The sequence below is a fragment of the Butyricimonas sp. Marseille-P2440 genome, assembly GCF_900091675.1.
Classification (GTDB): Bacteria; Bacteroidota; Bacteroidia; order Bacteroidales; family Marinifilaceae; genus Butyricimonas; species Butyricimonas synergistica.
The window spans coordinates 1,016,497-1,036,991 of the sequence record NZ_LT594610.1 but is presented as its reverse complement, the minus strand read 5'-3'; the positions used below and the strand labels follow the sequence as shown (position 1 = coordinate 1,036,991).

At 46.4% G+C, this 20,495-nt stretch carries 15 protein-coding genes, 1 pseudogene and 1 CRISPR repeat array (1 of these 17 running past the window's edge); of the genes and pseudogenes, 14 read left to right on the top strand and 2 right to left on the bottom strand.

From position 1 onward, the window contains the following. Window position 1: direct repeats of the CRISPR family, unit length 29 nt (it extends 356 nt beyond the left edge of the window). 66 nt (window positions 2–67) lie between these two features. After that, window positions 68–850, bottom strand: a complete 783-nt coding sequence (locus BN8899_RS15320; RefSeq protein ID WP_065220052.1) for a DUF1573 domain-containing protein — start codon at window positions 848–850, stop codon at window positions 68–70. Window positions 851–1,088: 238 nt separating this feature from the next. Here BN8899_RS15320 and BN8899_RS15310 point away from each other — a divergent pair, with 238 nt between their 5' ends. The 14 genes and pseudogenes from BN8899_RS15310 (at window position 1,089) to BN8899_RS21200 (ending at window position 19,101) form a co-directional block, all read left to right on the top strand. After that, window positions 1,089–2,471, top strand: a complete 1,383-nt coding sequence (locus tag BN8899_RS15310) for a leucine-rich repeat domain-containing protein (protein ID WP_065220051.1) — start codon at window positions 1,089–1,091, stop codon at window positions 2,469–2,471. Window positions 2,472–2,478: 7 nt separating this feature from the next. Beyond that, window positions 2,479–3,852: a C4-dicarboxylate transporter DcuC gene (dcuC, locus tag BN8899_RS15305; protein WP_065220050.1), complete on the top strand. Its 1,374-nt coding sequence runs from the start codon at window positions 2,479–2,481 to the stop codon at window positions 3,850–3,852. A gap of 3 nt (window positions 3,853–3,855) precedes the next feature. Continuing rightward, window positions 3,856–5,007 carry a beta-aspartyl-peptidase gene (gene iadA / locus BN8899_RS15300; RefSeq protein WP_065220049.1) on the top strand — a complete coding sequence of 384 codons (1,152 nt, stop codon included), beginning with the start codon at window positions 3,856–3,858 and terminating at the stop codon, window positions 5,005–5,007. A gap of 14 nt (window positions 5,008–5,021) precedes the next feature. Beyond that, on the top strand, window positions 5,022–6,368 hold the full coding sequence (locus tag BN8899_RS15295; RefSeq protein WP_065220048.1) for a porin: 1,347 nt from the start codon (window positions 5,022–5,024) through the stop codon (window positions 6,366–6,368). A 21-nt stretch (window positions 6,369–6,389) separates the two neighbouring features. Next, a complete protein-coding gene (locus tag BN8899_RS15290) occupies window positions 6,390–7,922 on the top strand; it encodes a M14 family metallopeptidase (RefSeq protein ID WP_065220769.1) in 1,533 nt (510 codons plus the stop codon). A gap of 15 nt (window positions 7,923–7,937) precedes the next feature. Further along, window positions 7,938–9,161, top strand: coding sequence for a hypothetical protein (locus BN8899_RS15285; protein WP_065220047.1), 1,224 nt, complete (start codon window positions 7,938–7,940; stop codon window positions 9,159–9,161). 18 nt (window positions 9,162–9,179) lie between these two features. Further along, the gene (locus tag BN8899_RS15280) at window positions 9,180–10,076 is read left to right on the top strand and encodes a hypothetical protein (RefSeq protein WP_065220046.1); all 897 of its coding nucleotides are present in this window, start codon (window positions 9,180–9,182) and stop codon (window positions 10,074–10,076) included. A 216-nt stretch (window positions 10,077–10,292) separates the two neighbouring features. Next, the gene (locus BN8899_RS15275) at window positions 10,293–11,726 is read left to right on the top strand and encodes a hypothetical protein (protein ID WP_148375464.1); all 1,434 of its coding nucleotides are present in this window, start codon (window positions 10,293–10,295) and stop codon (window positions 11,724–11,726) included. Between the two features lie 267 nt (window positions 11,727–11,993). Beyond that, window positions 11,994–13,556 carry an L-aspartate oxidase gene (gene nadB / locus BN8899_RS15270; protein ID WP_065220768.1) on the top strand — a complete coding sequence of 521 codons (1,563 nt, stop codon included), beginning with the start codon at window positions 11,994–11,996 and terminating at the stop codon, window positions 13,554–13,556. Window positions 13,557–13,610: 54 nt separating this feature from the next. Then, window positions 13,611–14,447 carry a carboxylating nicotinate-nucleotide diphosphorylase gene (gene nadC / locus BN8899_RS15265; protein WP_018336697.1) on the top strand — a complete coding sequence of 279 codons (837 nt, stop codon included), beginning with the start codon at window positions 13,611–13,613 and terminating at the stop codon, window positions 14,445–14,447. A gap of 62 nt (window positions 14,448–14,509) precedes the next feature. Further along, window positions 14,510–15,436 (top strand): quinolinate synthase NadA, encoded by a 927-nt coding sequence (gene nadA, locus BN8899_RS15260; RefSeq protein ID WP_065220044.1) that lies wholly within the window; start codon window positions 14,510–14,512, stop codon window positions 15,434–15,436. A gap of 81 nt (window positions 15,437–15,517) precedes the next feature. Further along, on the top strand, window positions 15,518–17,968 hold the full coding sequence (gene pheT, locus BN8899_RS15255; RefSeq protein WP_065220043.1) for a phenylalanine--tRNA ligase subunit beta: 2,451 nt from the start codon (window positions 15,518–15,520) through the stop codon (window positions 17,966–17,968). Window positions 17,969–18,000: 32 nt separating this feature from the next. Continuing rightward, window positions 18,001–18,564, top strand: a pseudogene (locus tag BN8899_RS21205) (septation protein IspZ); the annotation flags it as partial. Next, window positions 18,556–19,101, top strand: a complete 546-nt coding sequence (locus tag BN8899_RS21200) for an NUDIX hydrolase (RefSeq protein WP_065220767.1) — start codon at window positions 18,556–18,558, stop codon at window positions 19,099–19,101. The pseudogene BN8899_RS21205 and the gene BN8899_RS21200, both read left to right, overlap by 9 nt. A 67-nt stretch (window positions 19,102–19,168) precedes the next feature. Here the strand turns inward: BN8899_RS21200 and BN8899_RS15245 are convergent, their stop codons facing one another. Further along, a complete protein-coding gene (locus BN8899_RS15245) occupies window positions 19,169–20,476 on the bottom strand; it encodes a DUF4843 domain-containing protein (protein ID WP_148375462.1) in 1,308 nt (435 codons plus the stop codon). Window positions 20,477–20,495: the final 19 nt, after the last annotated feature.

Below are 20,495 nucleotides of genomic sequence, written 5' to 3'. Positions count from 1 at the left end.
AATAGTATTGTCGCACTAGGTGGTTCATGAAGAAGAACTTTAATCGCACAAAATAATCGAATCCTACCTACTCCCGCACTTCGCCTTTGATGATGAATTGAATGACAGACTGGCGGGGATCATTACAATAAAGAGTGATTTGTTTGCGTTGCTTGCCAACTCTTCCAGCGGAGTGGAAAACGACATCAAGCTGGGTAGCTTTTCCGGGAAGGATCACTCGTTGTCCGGGGACGACGGCAGTACAACCGCAGGTGGTTTCAATTTTGCGGATGAGGAGGTTTGTGCCGCCCGTGTTTCTGATAGGGATAACGATAGGTACTTCTTCCCCTTCTTTGATGATACCGAAATCGTATTCCAAAGAATCGACTTCTACCCGAGGGGTTTTTGCCTTCTCCTTTTCGCTCCATTCGTTGAAATTTTCTTTCACTTCCGACTCAACAACAAGACCGTAAGAGTAATCGGCATTCCCGTCAACCATAAAACGGAACGCATTATAATATTCTCCTAGAAGCAACTCGTTCTCCGGCTGAAAGGTTACAATCAAGGTATCGATTTTGCCGGGAGCGATGCTATACCCGCCCAAGCGCCATTCCTGAACAGTCCCTCCTATTTTCCGACAAGTCAATTCGGGATAATAGCCCAATCCTTCCAACCGGATAGCTTTATCCTTGGGATTATATACCATGACCGTATCCGTGTATTCCCGTCCGATATAAGTAGTCGTCCACGTGATATTCTCTTTATTGAACAACAGATCGCCCGCGGGATAGATAAATCCTTCCGGAACTTTATTCCCGGAGCAAGCACAAACCCCAAAAGACAATATATAAATCCAACAAAAATTCTTCATGATATATCATAATTCGTTTCCGAAATTCAAAGCTACTATTAAAATTTTAATTTTGTTCGGCATCCCAAATATTTTACGGAGAAAATGTATTTTTGCCTCGAAAACAACATAATTAATTGAAGAAAAGTGATAATTAATGGTTTCGTTAGTGGATTTTTTACCGTTCTGTTTATCCTTCCAAGATAAATTTGTTGCAGTAAAATGAAGCAAAATCTTTAATTATAAATTTTAATCCACTATGAAAACAAAGAATTTATTCGTTGCACTAATTTCGACGCTGTTCGCCTTCCAAGCGTGCACGACGGACGACGTGTCATTGGTAGAAACGGGACCCGTGGACGGGAGCAATCTCTATTCCATCAAGGACGACGCATTCGGGGAATACTTGAAATACCTCAAAATTAACGGGGTTTATTCTCAAGTATCCAACGAGAACGGAAATGCTGTCATCTCTTACGTGATTGACACGGTAGAATCTCAAAATTACACGGGAGAAATAAACCTGAACAAAAGCGGTACTTTCACGTCCAAACTGGAAACTGCCGGATTGGTAACCGCCAAAGAGAAGATTGCCAACTTGGACGGCATTCAATATTTCCCGGGAACCACCTCATTAATTCTGACTTCAAACGAACTGACATCTATTGATTTACGCCAATTAGTAAATTTGACCTCGTTGAACCTGAATAACAACTGGATCGGTTCGTTGGACTTATCACAAAACACGAAACTGAAAACACTTCTGTATAACGCCAGTGGTAGCGCATCAGCACCGGAAAATAGCAAACTCGTAAACATTGATCTTACTCACAACCTTGATTTGGACACGATCTCTATGACAAATCACGAGTTGGAAAGCATCGACCTATCGCAGAACACGAAATTGAAAGGAGTAAACTTCAAAGGCAACAGCAACACGCTGTATGTTCCGCAGGAAGTTTACGACCGCTTGAATACCACGACCGGACTGCAAGTAGGAAGTCCCGTAGATCCGGGAGATGATATGTTCGTCATCCCCGATAAAGCCCTTGGAGAATATTTAAATTACAGGTTAAGCGGAACAGATATTATTGTCGCGGATGGGAGTATTTACAAAATAGATAAAACCAAAGCAGCAAGTTACACGGGAGCATTAAATCTTTCAAAAAATGGAGATATTCCGACAGAATTACAAGAAGCAGGATTAGGTACCGCCAAAGAAAAATTAACGAATTTGGATGGCATTCAATTCTTTACCGGAATTACATCTTTGAAATTGATAACAAACGAAATTACGGAAATCGATGTATCGGCACTCATCAATCTAACTGTATTAGACTTGAATAACAATAAAATCAGTTCATTGGATGTTACTAAAAATACGAAATTAACAGAACTGAATTGCAAAGCAAGCTCCAAAGCAACAGACGCACAAAAACTAACATCCATCGATTTAAGTAAAAACACAGAATTGACAGCTATTAATTTTGAAAACAATCTATTCACAACAATAGACCTGACGGCAAATACAAAATTAACTAGCATTAATTTCTTGAAAAACAAAAATACGATAACTATTCCTGCTGATTTATACGACCAAATCGAAACTGCCGGAGGAGATTTAAAAGGCGTTACTAAATAATTTTATCATGATATACATAGGAGCACTTATATCCATTCAATTCATTGCCCTGACTGCCTACTGGCTGTTCAAGAAGTATCACGCGCAGGCGGTGTTGCTTTTCAGCGGTTTGGCGATGTTGACTTTGGCTTTATTGCTGGGGTTCGATATTCCCGAACTGAAGAATGCCACCGGACTGAAAGAATTTGACTTGTTCAAAGTGATACAGGAGATTTTCAGCGAGAAGGGTGCGGGCGTGGGATTGATGATTATGACCATCGGAGGATTCGTGGCGTACATGAAGCATATCAAGGCAAGCGATGCCCTGGTATATGTTTCCATGCAACCGCTGTCCATCTTCCGGAAGTACCCCTATCTCGCCGCATCACTGGTGATACCGATCGGGCAATTGCTGTTTATCTGTACCCCCTCGGCAACAGGATTGGGACTACTGCTGGTAGCTTCCATTTACCCGGTTCTCGTGAGCCTGGGTGTCAGCAAACTGTCTGCCGTATCGGTCATCTCGGCGTGCACCGTATTCGACATGGGACCTGCCTCGGCAAATACCGCCCGGGCTTCGGAACTCGTGGGGATGAATAACGTGATGTACTTTATCGAGCACCAGATGCCGCTGACGATCCCCATGACAATACTGCTTATGGTGGTATATTATTTCAGCAACCGCTATTACGACAAGAAAGACGCTTTGCACAAGCAACAGGAAGAACCCAAGCAGGAAGATTTCAAAGTGGACGTACCCTTGATTTACGCCATTCTTCCGGTATTGCCGTTAATCCTCCTGATCGTATTCTCGAAATACATCCAATTGTTCAATTTCTCGGTAGAACTTGACACGACGACAGCGATGTTCATGTCATTCTTCATCGCGATCATTTTCGAATTGATACGCCAGAGAAATCTCAAGAATGTATTTGCTTCCATCAAAACCTTCTGGGACGGGATGGGCAAAGTATTTGCCAGCGTGATCACGTTGATCGTGGCTGCCGAAGTCTTCTCCAGAGGACTAATCAGCCTCGGCTTTATCGATTCGCTGGTGATGCTCTCGCAACACATCGGCTTCTCGGGTGCAGGGATAGCCATCCTGATGACATTGCTTATCTTCGCGGCGTCCATGCTGATGGGAAGCGGGAACGCATCGTTCTTTTCGTTCGGACCGCTGGTACCCTCCATCGCTACCAAAGTGGGATTGGACGGGGTAAACATGATATTACCGATGCAACTTGCTTCCAGCATGGGACGGGCGGCATCACCTATCGCCGGGGTTATCATTGCCATATCGGAAATCGCCGGGGTATCGTCCTTCGACCTTGCCCGCCGGAACCTGATTCCGTTATCGGTCACGATGATAGCCATGCTGGCATATCACTTCTTTATCGGTTAAAGTATGAATATTACAATAATAAGAAACGCGAATATATATGCCCCGGAAAAACTGGGGATGAAAGATCTTCTCGTGTGTAACGGGAAAATACTCATAGTGGATGAGAAGATCGAGTTGACGAGTGTAAAGCACTCGGAGATCGATGCCGGGGGCATGATCGTGACCCCCGGTTTCATCGATCAACATATGCACATTATCGGCGCAGGCGGCAAAAGCGGTTATTTTTCCATTACCCCGGAAGTACAACCGAGCGAACTGATCCGCTGTGGCACGACCACGGTGGTCGGGTTGTTGGGAACCGACGGGATCACGAAAGAATTGACCACGCTGTACGCCAAATGCAAATCGCTGGAACAATACGGTATCGGGGCATATATGCTCACGAGTTATTTCGCCGTACCCCCGAAAACGATCATGAAGAGCGTGACCGAGGATATGTTATTTATCGACAAGATCATCGGTTGCAAGGTTGCCATCAGTGACGAACGTTGCTCCTTCCCGGGCAAGGAAGACCTGTTGCATCTCATCAACCAGGTACACTTGGGCGGTCTGACTTCCGGTAAAGGCGGAGTCTTACACATCCACCTCGGAGCGTTGCCTTCCCGGATGCAACTTTTGTTGGAAATCGCACGGGAATATCCTACCCTCATCAAACATATCTCCCCTACCCACGTGGGCAGAACGGCAGCCTTATTCGAGGAAGCCATCAAGTTTGCCACCTTAGGAGGCATGATAGACATCACGACGGGAGGAACGAAATACGACGAACCTTACAAGATTTTGTTATACGGGTTGGAAAAAGGAGTACCTATCGACCGGATGACATTCAGCAGCGACGGTAATGCCGGCATGAGCAAGAAAGACCCGGAGACGGGAGAACTCGTGTTCTACAAAGCCCCGTTACACCTGAACCTGCAACAAGTACAAAAACTGGTAAAGGAGGGCGGGCTACCGTTGGAAGACGCCTTGCGTCCCGTGACGACGAATCCGGCTAGGAACATGACCCTGCGCACGAAAGGACGTATCGCCCCGGACTGCGATGCCGATTTCTGCTTATTCGACGACGAACTGAACCTGCAAGGCGTGATCGTGGGTGGTGTGGAATGGATGCGCCAGGGACAGTTAGTAAAGGTGGGAAATTTTGAAACGCTTTAACTTGAAACGAAAAGATGAAAAAATATAAGTTCATATTTATGCTGTTCATGCTGGGGTTGTGTTTTCCGGCTCTCTCCCAAGAGGTTGAGGCGGATGACGATGACTCGGAAACCGTAACAGCAGATTCCGATGCAGCCAAAATCATCGTGAATAAATACCGCCTGGGTGACGGGATCACTTTTTCCGCACCGGACGGCGGGTATAATATCAACCTGCGGGGATTTATCCAGACCACGTTTGAAACCCGGAAATACGAGGGGGACGATCAATTCTATTCCCGTTTCCGCATGAGGCGGTTACGCCTTCGCCTGTCCGGGGATGCCTGGGGAGGTAAAATAGGCTATCGTTTACAGACCGACTTCGCGCAAGCCAACGGCGGCGACGGCGAATTGAGCGGAATGTTGCTGGATGCTTTTATTTCCTATAAACCCGTGAAAGGATTGACCTTCACTTTCGGTCAGAAATCAACCCCGACCGACAACCGGGAGCTGGGAATGACCTCAAACACGTTACAGTTAGTAGATCGCAGTAAACTATCTTCCTATTTCGGTTCTATCCGGGAAGTGGGTATTTTCGTGGACGGTTCCTTCCGTGTAGGACACTCGGGATACATACGCCCCTCGATCGCAATCACAGACGGGGACGGCAGTGCCACCTTTACCCGCCGCCACGGGGGATTCAAATACGGTGCCCGTGTCAACTATCTGCCCTTCGGGTTATTCCGTGCTTACGGGGAAAGCCGGGGCGGAGATATGGCAAGGGAAGTCACCCCGAAACTCTCTATCGGTACGGCTTTCAGTTACAATGTCGGGATCAGTGACCGGAGGGGACGGGAAAGCGGTTCCATCCTCTACCTGAACGACGAGAACAAGGAAGCATTGCCGGATTACATCAAATTCGTGGCAGACTTCCACTTCAAATACATGGGTTTCTCCGTGTTGGGGGAATACGTGAAAACATGGGCACACGTGCCGGGTGAAATCACGCAGCGGGTCAGAAACGACGGTACGACCTCGACAGACTTCAGCGGTGACATGAAAAAATACGTGAAGGCTCGTATGATGCTGGGTTCCGGGTACAATATCCAAGCCGGGTATATGTTCCCCAACCGCCTCTCCATCGACGCCCGTTACACGCATTTCGACCCGGCAGAAGATTCGTTCCTGCATAACGAACTTTATTTCAACCGGAATAACTTTTATGAAATCGGTGTCGGCAAATACCTGACGAAATCATACGCCGTGAAGGTACAAGCCTCCGTCGTATTCGTGGATGCCGAACCGGGCAGTAAAAACGTGAACAGCGTGGTGACCGAGGGGAATGAAACCCTTTTCCAAGCCATGATTCAATTCTCATTCTAATAACCGCAAAAGATGAATACGATGATAAGATATTTATTGACATTATTGATTCTCGTGCAAGTCGGCTCGCTTTGGGCACAACAGCCTGCCAAGGTTGCCAAAAAGTATTTCCCGGACCCCGAGATGGATATTCAGACGCCGTGGTTCCAGAAAGGAAGAAAGTTCACGACTTACAACGAGATGATGGCATACATCCGCCAGCTCGTGAGCCAACACCCCGACAAAGCAACTTTGAATTTTATCGGCAAGACACAAGAGGGAAAAGAGATTCCCGCCGTAACGATAGCCGGGAAGACCAAAAACACGAAAATGAGAGTATTGTTTCTCGGGCGGGTACACGGCGACGAACCGGGTAGTACCGAGAGTATGCTCTACACGATGGAACGCCTGTTGAACGACCCGAACTTGGCTTACCTCTTGCAACGCCTGGAAATCACGATCATCCCGATGGTCAACATAGACGGAGGCAATCGTCTGGAACGGGCTACCGCCAACACGTTAGACCTGAACCGGGATCAAAGCAAACTCGAAACACCGGAAGCCGTGGTTCTACGGACATTCTACAACAATTACAGTCCGCAAGTCGTGATCGATTTCCACGAGTTCCAGCCCCTGCGTGCCGACTACACGCTAATCAGCACGGATAACATCACCAATTCGTTCGACGCCATGTTCCTGTACACGGGTAACCTGAATGTACCGCAAGAATTGCGTGACCTTACCGCCAAGAAATTTGTAGGAAATGCCCGCGAGGCACTTGACCACAACGGACTGCGCCACCACGATTATTTCACCACCTCGAAGAAATTCGGCGAAGTGATCTTCAACGTGGGCGGTATCAATCCCCGTTCAACAGCAAACGCCTTCTCCCTAGGCAATTCTGTTGCCATATTAATGGAATTGCGAGGAGTCAAAATCGGTAAGACGTCCTTGAAACGCAGAGTGTACACCGCCTTCACGCTGGCAGAGTCTTACTTGAAAACGGCATACGACAACTTCGACGAGGTGATGAGCACCACGGCACAGGCAGCCCGCACGAAAAATGACATCGTGGTTACCAGCAAAGCCAAGACCGTGGACGACTATGTACTTCCGTTTATCAGCATGAACACGAACAAAATCGTGGAACTGGAAGTAAATGCCAGCTTGTCGTTGGAATCCACTCCTACCCTCACCCGGAAACGTCCGGCAGCTTATTATATTTCGTCTTCACACCCGGAGATTGCCAATAAACTCAAACAACTGGGAGTAACGGTAGAAACGTTGACCGCCCCCGTTACCGTCGAAGTGGAAGCCTACACGGTAGACTCGCACAAGGCAGAATACACGCTATTCGAGAAATTTTACCCCGTGAAGGTGAAAACAAGCGTTACCGCCAAACAAGTAACCTTCCCTGTCGGCTCGTTCGTGGTTCCCATGAACCAGAAGAACGGCAACGTGGCAGCCTCGGTTCTCGAACCGGAAGCCCCGAACGGTTTTATCAACTATCGGGTTTACGAAACAAAGCAAGGAGAGGAATTACCGGTCTACCGGAAAATGAACAGTGAAAAATAAGGGAATAACAGCAATATGAAAACATTATTTATAACTATCATAACGTTATTATCAGTGACCGCAGCAGTTGCACAGGATAATAAGAACACAGCCAAATTTGAATTGGGCAAAGGATTGGACATCAATTTGAATAACGGCGAGTACAATTTTAACCTGAACGGGTTTATTCAGGTCTACGGGGCTTACCGCAATGAAAAAGACGGCGAGGACGAATCGGTCTTCGGCGTGAAGAATGCCTTCTTCGGGTTCAAGGGAGGTGCTTTGTACAACAAGTTTACCTTTATGTTGGAATTGAATTTCGCGGATTCCAACCCGCTGATGGATGCCTGGGCGGCTTACAATTTGAAGGACTATCTGACGATCAGCGCCGGACAGAAACAAACCTTCACGAACAACCGGGAGATGATGATGCACGAGAAGGGATTGAGCATGGCAGAACGAAGCATCGTGAGCCAATATTTTTCAGGCACGGGACGTGAACTCGGGCTTTTCTTCGAGAGCAGGTTCCATATCGGGAAAGTAGGTCTGAAACCTTCTATCGCGATCACCACGGGCGACGGCAGAAACTCGTTCGGTTCCAGCTCTATCGACGTGGACATGGGCGGTTTAAAATACGGGGGACGTTTAGATGTACTCCCCTTGGGTGAATTCAAATCGGGCAACGACGCCGTGGGTGCAGACTTCGCACGGGAAGCAACCCCGAAACTGTTGATCGGGGGAGCCATGAGCTACAATGACGGGGCAAGCAACAGTGTAGGAGAAGGACACGGGGATTTTATCCTCTACGACAAGGACGGGAACACGCAACTCCCGGCACTCCGCAAGATCGCTGCCGATTTGTTATTCAAATGGCAAGGTTTGAGCGTGATGGCTGAATACGTGAATACTTCGGGAACCGACCTGAAAGGCATTTATACCAAATCGACAGGTGATCTTCCTCTCCAACCGGAAGAGATAGCCAATTACCTAAGCATCGGCAACGGGTACAACGTGCAAGTGGGTTACATTCTGAAAAACGGTTGGGCTTTCGATGTGCGTTATAGCAAAGTAAAACCGGAATTCAAGGAAACCGCAAAATCCGTGTTCCTTGAAACCGACGAATACGCCGTGAGCGTTGCCAAATATTTCATTGACAACCGCCTGATGTGCCAAGGTTCTTTCACTTACCTGAAAAACCCGAACCTGAAGAAGGCAAACGAGAAATTGAGCGCGGAGCTGTCATTACAAATCATATTTTAATCTGAAACAAGACGTGCCATGAATTTAAAAATATCCATATTACTTCTACTTTTCGGTTTCACCCTCGCCAGTTGCGAGTGGAAAAGCGATGAGGACGATCCCGTACTGAATCAATTGGGTACGGGACACGGGATAGTGACTTACACGGGGTACACCCCGTTAAAGGACAAGCCGATAGACATTCACTTCTATATCCCGGAAGGGGACATCAAGAAAATGCCCATCGTGTTTATCCTGCCGGGCACAACCCGAAATGCCAATGACTATCTGGCAGCCTGGATGAAACATTTTGACGACCGGAAAGTGATTGCACTGGCGTTGGAATTTCCTTCCGCTTACTATTCCACAAGTGAATATATCGAGGGAAATATGTTCAAGAATAACAAAGCCCTTCCGGAAGAACAATGGTCTTACTCCGTGATCGAGGCTATTTTCGACTACGTGAAAGAAGAAACCGACAACCAGTCCACGCTGTACAGTATGTTCGGTCACTCTGCCGGGGCACAATTCGTGCATCGCTTTGTCACCTTCAAACAAAACATGCGTCTGGACAAAGCCATCGCGGCAAATTCCGGCTGGTACACCGTGCCCGACACGCAAATTGAATACCCCTACGGGTTGAAGAATTCCGGTTTTTCGGACAAGCCAACCCTGACACATTTGTTCAGTTCCAACCTGATCGTGGCTCTAGGGGATAAGGATACCGACCCGAACGACAGTTCCCTGCGTCACACCCCGGAAGCTGACGCACAAGGATTATATCGTTATGCCCGAGGTGAATATTATTACATCCAAAGCCAACAAACCAGTCAAACCAATTCGATGATTTTCAACTGGAAAAAAGTAATCGTGAAAGGTGTGGCACACGATTTCGAGGCAATGATGGTGGAAACAGCAGACTATTTGAGTCTGTAAAATTTATAAATTTGTAAGGTTCACAAGTTCTTATAGCACAGTGAAACACCCCAAAAAACAACCGTTACTTTATTAACTTCACGAACCTTACAAATTTTATAAACTTATTGCTATTTTATAATTCACAAGCAAATGCTATATTTGCAGTGAATGAAAAACACCGGGCAACATACCATATCTCACCTATACTCACGGTATTCCATACCCGTGGTTTTCATGTTTATACTCCTATTGGACGTTTCCCCGGCGGGCAGGCTATCCGCACAAACGGACAATAGCAACACTGAAAAAAACGATACGATACCTCCCGACAAGAACCGGTATATTTATTTGAAGAAACGGTTACAACTTGATTTCGACATTACCTTGCAACCGCAGCAACAAACTTATTTCGGACCACTGTTGCAAATCAATTCAAACGAGAACGAGTATTACAACCTGTTTCTGGATTACCGGAAAGGGGAATTGCAACAATTGATAGTATATTCCCGACAAAATTTAAGAAAGTTGACGATCCCCCCTTCTGCCTTAAATCCGGGACAAGCGGGATTAAAAGTAAAACTCACCTTGTTCCAACAGCAAAAAGAATTTACGATTCAAATCGGTGATACACTATACACGATCAGCAACCTCGGGTTTGATCCCAAGGCGGGATACAAATTCGCCTTCGTTGCCGATAAAGAGAAAGTGCTCGCCCCAGATGGCAAACCGGCATTACAGATCAGTAATATCCACTTTATAGAAACCACGAACACGCAACTTTCCAAGACGTTCTGGTATTGGTTTATTTTTATCCTTATCGTGGATTTACTCGTGTTCGGCGGTGTACAATTGCGTAAAAAACTCCTGCGCCGCAAACAATCAGCCTCCGCTTCACAACTGGAAAGCGAGATCACGATCACCAATAACGAATCTTCGGTTTATGTGCCACAGACCGTAAATGCCATTTACCTGTTCGGAGGCTTTCACATCTACGACACCGTGGGGAATAATATCACGAAGAAATTCACGCCTTTACTGAAAGAACTTTTCCTGTTATTATTGGTACATACCCCGGAAAAAGGCATTACTTCCGAACGGTTGAAAGAATTGTTATGGTTCGACAAGACCGAACAAAGTGCCAAGAACAACCGGGCGGTGAATATCGGCAAATTACGTAGCCTGCTGGATACCCTCGGCGAAAACGAGGTCAGCAACAAGACCGGAAGCTGGATTCTCAACCTTAACCTGGAACAAATCTACGTGGATTATTACGATTATCTCTCGCTGGCAGCAAAAGGCAAGCTAACTACCCGGGAAGACATTCTGAAATTATTGCAGCTATCCAAACAAGGCAGCTTCCTGTATGACACGGATTACGAGTGGTTAGACCGTTACAAATCGACCGTATCGGATTACATTATCGATACTCTGGCAAGCTACACGGAAACCTCCGTGAACATCCAGACAGAACCCGATCTGGCATTACAGATTGCCGACTCCATTTCCCTTTGCGACCAACTCAACGAGTACGCCCTCCAACTACGGGTAAACGCATACGGCGCTCTCGGGAAACACTCCCTCGCCAAAAAAAGCTACGAGAAGTTCACGAAAGAATATTTCAACGCTTACGGGGAAAAATTTTCCAAATCGTTTACCGACATCCGCTAAGGAACTTTATACCTATTCCCGGAGTAATCCCAAAGTAATACTACCTCACGGCACTTTCAAAACCGTTACAAGGCACTTATATCACCGTTGGCAGAGAGCGATGTAAGTGTCCTGTTTCCGGCTTAAAACTGTCAAAAGGTAGTATTACTTTGGGATTACCTTGGGATCACGATAAGAAAAGTCATTTTTCAAGCATTTAGCTTGCGGCTTTTTATTGGTTTAGACAAAAAATATTACTACTTTCGCACCAATTTACATGACAAAAAAATGCGTAGTTACGATTATATTATTGTCGGAAGTGGTTTAGCGGGTCTTTACACCGCCTATCGTGCGTCAGCCTACGGAAAAGTAGCCTTACTGACTAAATCCAATATCAGGGAGAGTAACTCTTATTTCGCCCAGGGTGGAATAGCCGCGGTTACCGGGGAAGATGATGCGCCATCGTTTCACTTTCAAGATACAATCACGGCAGGAAGAGGTTTGTGCGACTATCCTGCCGTTCATGTTTTAGTTAACGAAGGTCCCGTACGCATACAAGAGTTGATTAACGACGGTATGCACTTCGACACGGAGAACGGGGAACTAGCCCTCGGTCTGGAAGGAGGACACCACCAAAAGCGGATATTACACGCCGGAGGGGATGCCACCGGAAGGATGATTACTAATTTCGTGATCGACAAAGTGGAACATTGCCCCTCAGTAGAAGTTTTCGACAATCATGCCGTCATTACCCTGTTGCAAGACGAGTACGGGTGTTACGGCGTCAGATGCTGGGATTTCAACGAGAACCGGGAAGAGATATTCACGGGACACAACGTGTTCCTTACCTCCGGGGGAACTTCCGCTATATACAAGCGCACGACAAATCCCCACACGACGATCGGCGACGGACTGGCACTCACGTTCGAGGCTGGATGCGAAATCGTGGATATGGAATTTATCCAATTCCATCCCTCCGCGATCTACACCCCCACGGGAGAGGCTTACCTGGTGAGCGAAGCGGTACGAGGTGAAGGCGCCCACCTGTTGAACCAACAGGGCGAACGCTTTATGCTGGGGAAACATGAATTAGCAGAACTGGCTCCGCGAGATATCGTGGCTCAGTCCATCTTCCGCCAGATGAAAGAAAATAACCAGGATTACGTGTATCTATCCTTGAAACACCTCGATCCGGCAAAAATAAAGAAACGTTTCCCGAATATATTCGAGAAATGTGCAGAATTGGGTATCGACATGACTGACCGCATACCCGTCGCTCCTGCCGCCCACTACACCGTGGGAGGTGTCAAGACCGACCTGAACGGACGGACGAACATCCCTCACCTTTACGTGTGCGGGGAACTCGCCTCTTCCGGGATTATGGGCGCTAATAGACTGGCATCCAACTCCCTCATCGAATGCCTCGTGTTCGGCAAACGGGCGGTGGAAGATTCCATCCGAAACAGGCGGGAAGCTTCAATTCCGGAGATCACGCCCCAATTCCGGTTAGATGCCCGTAAACTTGATGCTTACCTGAATCTCAAAACAGAAGTCGCCGACATCATGACCATGGAAGCCGGGATTATCCGTACAGAGCAAGGTTTGCAAGAAGGTCTGAATCGTTTGGAGAAACTGAAAGCAAAAGAGAATTTTGAAGAAAACGAATATTACTCGCTGGTCAGCAAAAACCTGCTCACCGTGGCAGAACTGATTATTCGCTCTGCCCTATTCCGCAAGGAGAGCCGAGGCGGACACTTCCGTTCCGACTACCCGAACACGGAAGATGTTTTTGTATGCCACATCATCCAGCAAAAGGAAAAGGAGATCAGGACAATACCGGTGGACAATTGAAAATGAATTAATTTACGATTAATCTAAAATCTAAAATCAATAAATCTAAAATACATGTACGACTCGCTAATTGAAAGACTAATCGACCTCGCCATTGAAGAGGATATTGCAACGGGAGATATTACTACCAACGCGATCATCCCGGTACAGGCAAAAGCAGTTGCCGAAATGAAGGCAAAAGCAGACGGTGTTATTTCCGGATTGGAAATCGCTAAACGAGTATTCGAGAAATTTGAAAAAGACATCGTGTGGACTCCCTTGGTTGCAGACGGTACCGCCGTGAAAAAAGGCGATATTATCCTACGCGTAGAGGCAAGCTATCGTACATTGTTATTGGGCGAACGGTTATCCTTGAATATCCTGCAACGGATGTCGGGTATTGCCACGGAAACCGCCCGTTACATGAAAGAATTGGCAGGAACACGTACTCGTCTTCTGGATACTCGCAAAACTGCACCGGGATTAAGAGTTCTGGATAAAATGGCTGTACATCACGGGGGCGGTTCCAACCACCGGATGGGGTTGTACGACATGATTATGTTGAAAGACAACCATATCAAGATTGCCGGGGGAATACCGAATGCCGTGAAAGAAGTACGAGCCAATCTTCCGCTCAGCATCAAACTGGAAGTGGAAACGACCACGCTGGAGGAAGTACAACAAGCTCTGGATGCCGGAGCCGATATTATCATGCTCGACAACATGAGTAACGAAACTATGGCAGAAGCCGTGAAACTTATCGCGGGCAGAGCCAAAACCGAAGCATCGGGCAACATGAGCATTCCCCGCCTGAAAGGCGTTGCCGCCACCGGAGTGGACTATATCAGCGTGGGAGCCTTGACACACTCGGTGACCGCGATGGATATCAGTATGAATATCAAAATGAACTAAAAGATAAAATCTTTAAATCTAAAATTAATACATTATCTTTGGGGTTTTGAAAATACAAGGTTATGACACAGACGGAAATTGTTGATAGGATACAACAACTAAAGAAAGAAAAGAACGCTATTATTCTGGCGCATTATTATACTCGCCCGGAGGTGCAGGACGTTGCCGATTACTTGGGTGATTCTTTGGGATTATCCCGTATGGCGGGAGAAACGGACGCTGACATTATCGTCTTTTGCGGGGTGCATTTTATGGCGGAAACCGCCTCAATCATTTCCCCGAACAAAAAGGTGCTGATCCCGGCAGAGGGAGCCGGTTGTTCCCTGGCGGAAGGCGTCAGCGGATACGATTTGCGGGAATGGAAGAAAGCGAATCCGGACGGTCTTATCGTCAGCTACGTGAACACGACTGCCGAGGTGAAAGCATATACGGATTATTGTTGTACCTCGTCCAATGCCTTGAAAGTAGTACAAAGCCTGCCGAAAGATAAAAAAATCCTTTTCGTTCCGGACAAGAATCTCGGGGCGTATATACAAAAAGTGACCGGACGAGAAATGGAAATCTGGAACGGCAACTGCTGTGTGCATGAACGGATTGACGCTCAAATGGTACTGGATAAACTGGAACAATACCCGGATGCCGATGTTTTGATACACCCGGAATCCAGTTGCTCGCACGATGACCGTATTCTGAACCACCCGAGAGCATTCATGTATTCCACGGCGGGAATCATCAAACACGCCAAGGAATCACCGAAACAACAATTTATCATTGCTACCGAACTGGAAACCATCCATAAGTTGCAAGCGGATAACCCCACGAAAGAGTTTATCCCCATCCATCCCACCACGATCTGCGGGCAGATGAAAAAAGTAACTCTTGAAAAAGTCCTCGACGCCCTTGAGAAAGAGCAATACGAAGTTCTCCTTCCCGAGGATTTAAGACAAAAGGCATGGTTACCGATTCAAAGAATGCTCGAGATCAATTGAAAATGAAGAATTGAAAAAGAAAAAGCGAGGACTCGTGAGTGGAAATCTAAAATCAAAAATCATTAAATCTAAAATCAAAATATGAACGTATCACTGAACTGGTTGAAAGACTATCTGAAAATAGACCAAAGCACTGAAGAGATTTGCAAAATACTGACAAGTATCGGACTTGAAGTTGGCGGTTACGAGGAGTTTGAGGCAGTGAAAGGAGGATTGAAAGGATTGGTTATAGGTAAGGTTTTGACCTGTGAAGCACATCCCGACTCAGACCACTTGCACGTGACGACCGTAGACTTGGGAACGGGAGAGCCGGAGCAGATCGTGTGCGGCGCACCGAATGTTGCTGCCGGACAAAAAGTAGTGGTAGCTACTGTCGGTACAACCCTCTACAAAGGTGATGAGGAGTTCGTGATAAAGAAATCAAAAATCAGAGGAGTAGCCTCCAACGGGATGATCTGCGCAGAGGATGAGATCGGTATCGGCGAGTCACATGACGGAATCATGGTATTGCCGGAAGATACTGTCGTCGGAATGCCTGCCGCCGATTATTTCAAAGTTTACCGGGATACCATTATCGAGGTAGATATTACCCCGAACCGGATCGACGGGGCTTCTCATCTTGGTGTGGCTAGAGATTTGGCAGCTTACCTGCAACAGACACAAGATATACATTACACGCTTCCTTCCGTGGAAGGATTCAAACCGGACAGCACGGATGCCAAAATATCCGTACGCTTGGAAAGACCGGAAGCCTGCCGCCGATATGCAGGCATTTGCATTGAAGGCGTTCAAGTAAAACCCTCCCCGGAATGGCTGCAAAACCGCATGAAAGCTATCGGACTGCACCCGATCAGCAATATCGTGGACGTGACAAACTATATTCTATTCGGGTTGGGACAACCTTTACACGCTTTTGACAAAGACAAGGTGAAAGGAAACGAAGTTATCGTCAAGAGTGTTGCCAAAGGAACGAAATTCACCACGCTGGACGGCGTGGAAAGAGAATTGCACGAGGACGACCTGATGATCTGCAATAGCGAGGCTCCCATGTGTATTGCCGGAGTATTCGGCGGATTGGAAAGCGGCATTTCGGAAACCACAACGAACGTATTCCTGGAAAGTGCTTGCTTCGACCCGGTATTTGTTCGTAAAACAGCCCGCCGCCACGGATTGAGCACCGATGCGTCTTTCCGTTACGAACGGGGAACAGACCCGAATATCGTGATTTATGCCTTAAAATTGGCAGCAATGATGATTAAAGAAGTGGCAGGGGGAAAGATCACCTCCGACACGATCGATATTTACCCGGAACCCGTGCAGGATTTCGAGGTTGCCGTGAAATTCGACCATATCGACCGGCTTATCGGCAAAAAGATTGATCACACCGCCATCAAGAATATCCTTCGTTCTCTCGAAATGAAAATCGTGAAAGAAGACGAAGAGGGTATGTTATTACACGTTCCCCCCTACCGCGTGGACGTGAAACGGGAAGCGGACGTGATCGAAGACATCCTTCGCATTTACGGGTTCAATAACGTGGAAGTACCCAACAGCGTGAAGTCCACGTTAAGTTATAGCGAAAAACCGGATGATTATCAATTGAAAAACATCATCTCCGATTTGCTTGCCGCCAACGGATTCAGCGAAGTGATGAATAACTCGCTGACGAAAGCCAGTTATTTCGAGGAACTCAACTCGTTCGACCCGACCAAGACAGTCATGTTGTTCAACCCGCTTAGCGCGGACTTAGGTGCTATGCGCCAATCCCTGCTGTTCAGCGGTCTGGAAAACATCGCTTACAATATCAACCGGAAAAATCATAACCTGAAATTGTTCGAGTTCGGGAAAGCGTACACCTTCCACAAAAAAGAAGGTACCGACGACCCACAAAAACAATACAAAGAAGAAAATATGCTCTCTCTTTTCATCACGGGAAGCAAAAATGTTACTATCTGGAATGCAAAAGAAGTGAAGACGGATTTCTTCTATCTGAAAGCATATTGCGAAATGATTCTGAACAGGCTCGGACTTCAACCCGACAACCTGAAAATAGAAGCAAGCGATAAAGACATATTCCGGGAAGGACTAACTTACAAGATGGGAGATAAACACATCGTTTCCATGGGTATCGTGAGCAAAGCTCCCTTGAAGAGAACCGATGTAAACCAAGAAGTTTACTACGCTGAATTCTCGTGGGAGAATATATTGAAGGCGATTAAAAATCAATCCGTCACCTTCGTTCCGCTATCCAAATTCCCTTCCGTGAAACGTGACCTTGCCCTCCTGTTGGATAAGAAAGTAACGTTCAAGGAAATCAAAGAAACAGCTTTCCGCACGGAGAAATCCTTGCTGAAATCCGTCACTCTATTTGACGTTTACGAGGGAGAAAAACTAGGTGCGGATAAAAAATCCTACGCCGTAAGTTTCACCCTGCTTGACGAGGAAAAGACGCTCACCGACAAACAGATCGACAAGATCATGAACAAATTGATGGGCGCCTATAAACACCTTTTCAATGCAGAAATCAGATAGTTACAAGTTAGCTGGTTACAAGTTACAGGTCAATGCCTCTAACTTGTAACCAGCAACTCCCTATCATTTTCAATTCTCAATTTTCAATTGTTATGCGTTCCCTTCTCCCCTCTTTCATCCTGATTATCCTGTATTTTATTGCCGAAGAGTTTTTCGGCGCAAAGATTGGTTTGATTGCCGTTATCGTGCTGGGTATCGGAGAATTCACCTACTCGTGGATAAAAGAAAAAAGAGTGAATAAAATGACTCTCGCTAATACCCTGTTCTTCATCGCACTTGGGGTGATTACCGTGTTGTTGGAAGGGACATCTTTTGAAAGGATACAACAAACCATCGTGGAAGCCGCCATGTGTGTGCTGTTAGGTATTTTCGCCTTCACGAAAGCCGACATGACGAAGACGCTGCCCGAAGCCTACCGGAAGACCATGCAAATCACAGCAGAACACCAACAAGCCATGCGTAGAATGCTGAAGTTGTTATTCTATCTGCTCGTGATCCACACGGCTGTTGCTTTCGCGTCTGCCTTCCTGTGTAACGATGAAGTACACGCTTTTATTGAAGGACCGTTATTATACATTTTGATTGCCTTGTTCTTCCTCACCTTCTTTGTCAAAAACCGGTTACTTGCCAAAGCGGCACGTGACGATGAATGGGTACCCGTGGTCAACGAGAAAGGGGAAGTGGTAGGAAAAGCTACCCGCCGTAGCGTACACTCCGGCTCCATGTTGCTCCACCCGGTAGTCCATCTCCATATCATGAATAAGCAAGGAGATATTTACCTGCAAAAACGAAGCATGAAAAAAGACCTCCTGCCGGGGAAGTGGGATACGGCTGTCGGGGGACACGTCGGTTTCGGCGAGAAAATAGAGGACGCTTTAAAAAGGGAAACACAGGAAGAATTGGGTATCACCAAATTTAAAGCCCGTTTTCTCGGTTCTTACGTGTGGGAAAGTTCACGGGAACGGGAACTCGTGTTCTCCTTCCTTTGCACGGCACACGACGCCATTGACATCCACAACGAGGAAGTCGACGAGGGACGCTTTTGGAGTCGCAAAGAGATTGAAGACCCTGCCAATGCTTCCATTTTTACACCCAACTTTTTGCATGAGTATCAACGACTATTGAAGAAATAGTCTTATTCAAAATCGAGGATAATGTTCTGCTACAAACATTATCCTCGATCTACAAAGGAAAATTGTGCTAATCTACCTTCGTGAATTTGAAAGAGAGCGTAAATTTGCCCTTCATCGGATAATTCTTGTCAAAGTTCACGTCTCCCGAATAAAAAGGATCGCTATAATAGGCATAAGTTTCTTGCAGGAAATCGGTAGGAATATACTGTACAATCCTCAGTTCAAGAATATCCCCATCCCCGAGTATTCGAAAATCGACCTCCGCCGGGGAATAATTCTGATTTGTTGGGGAAAAACTTAAATTCACTTTACTGAAATTCGTACGCAACACGGAACGAAGTAATTTCCATTCTCTCATCTCATCCGGCAAATAAATCTGTTCATTCACGATCTCTCCGACAGTAATTTCCGCTCCATCACAAAGATAGTTTTTCAGATCCCCAGTCAACTGTCCCGTCCGGATAAAGTTCTTTCCTCCGGAAGTTTCAAATACCAGAATATCGGAAGACGAGTTCTCCGGCAGATGTTTAACCCCTTCCGTATCCCCTGCTATTGTCGCCGTGCTTTTCACGTATTCCATACTGGAAAACTCTTCAAACTTCCAGGAACCGACCAGATCTTCAAATCCGATAGGACCGTTTATAGTAACATACGCCCGGTTGTTCGTGGTCGAAATCATAAAATTATCCGTTTCCACTAACCGCAGGACAATTTTATCCTTCCCTTCTTCTTTTTTCAGGAATTTCAGTTTCACCCGTGCCATATAATCATCCTTCTGGTACAAGAACTGTTGTATTCCTCCCTCAATTTCAAAATGAGTACCCAACACGGCTGTCGAAGCCGGATCGATCTCAAAAGGAATCGTAATATCATAGGGAGGAGTGGTGTACTCTTTACTCCCGATGTCCAATCGGGCGGCAACTTCCATCTCCCGATACAAATTGTATTCCGTGGGAAAAAAAGAAGTTGTAAAAGCACTCTTCTTTTCTATCGGAATCACGGTTTGCTTGTATACTCCGAACTCGTAGCCTTCTACTCTATTCAAGACTAAACAAATTTCTCGTCCTTCGACCATATTGTTGAGCGGAGTTATCACGACTACCGCAGTATCCAACCCTGCCTTTACAATAAACTCATGGGCGGAAATGGCATAATCCTCACCTTCTTCACCCGTCCCGGTTACATCAAAAGTCACGGTAAGATCTTCCGTTGCCGGTTCGGACAAACGGACTTCAACGTTCAATGCCTCCATGGCAGGCAACACGTAATAAGCTCTTCTGAAAGAAATATCCGGTACTTTCGCATCGTCATCCGAACAACCAATAAATCCGACAAAAGACACAATGAGCATCCAAATAACTAATATTTTTCGCATGACTCTTTCTTTTATTTAT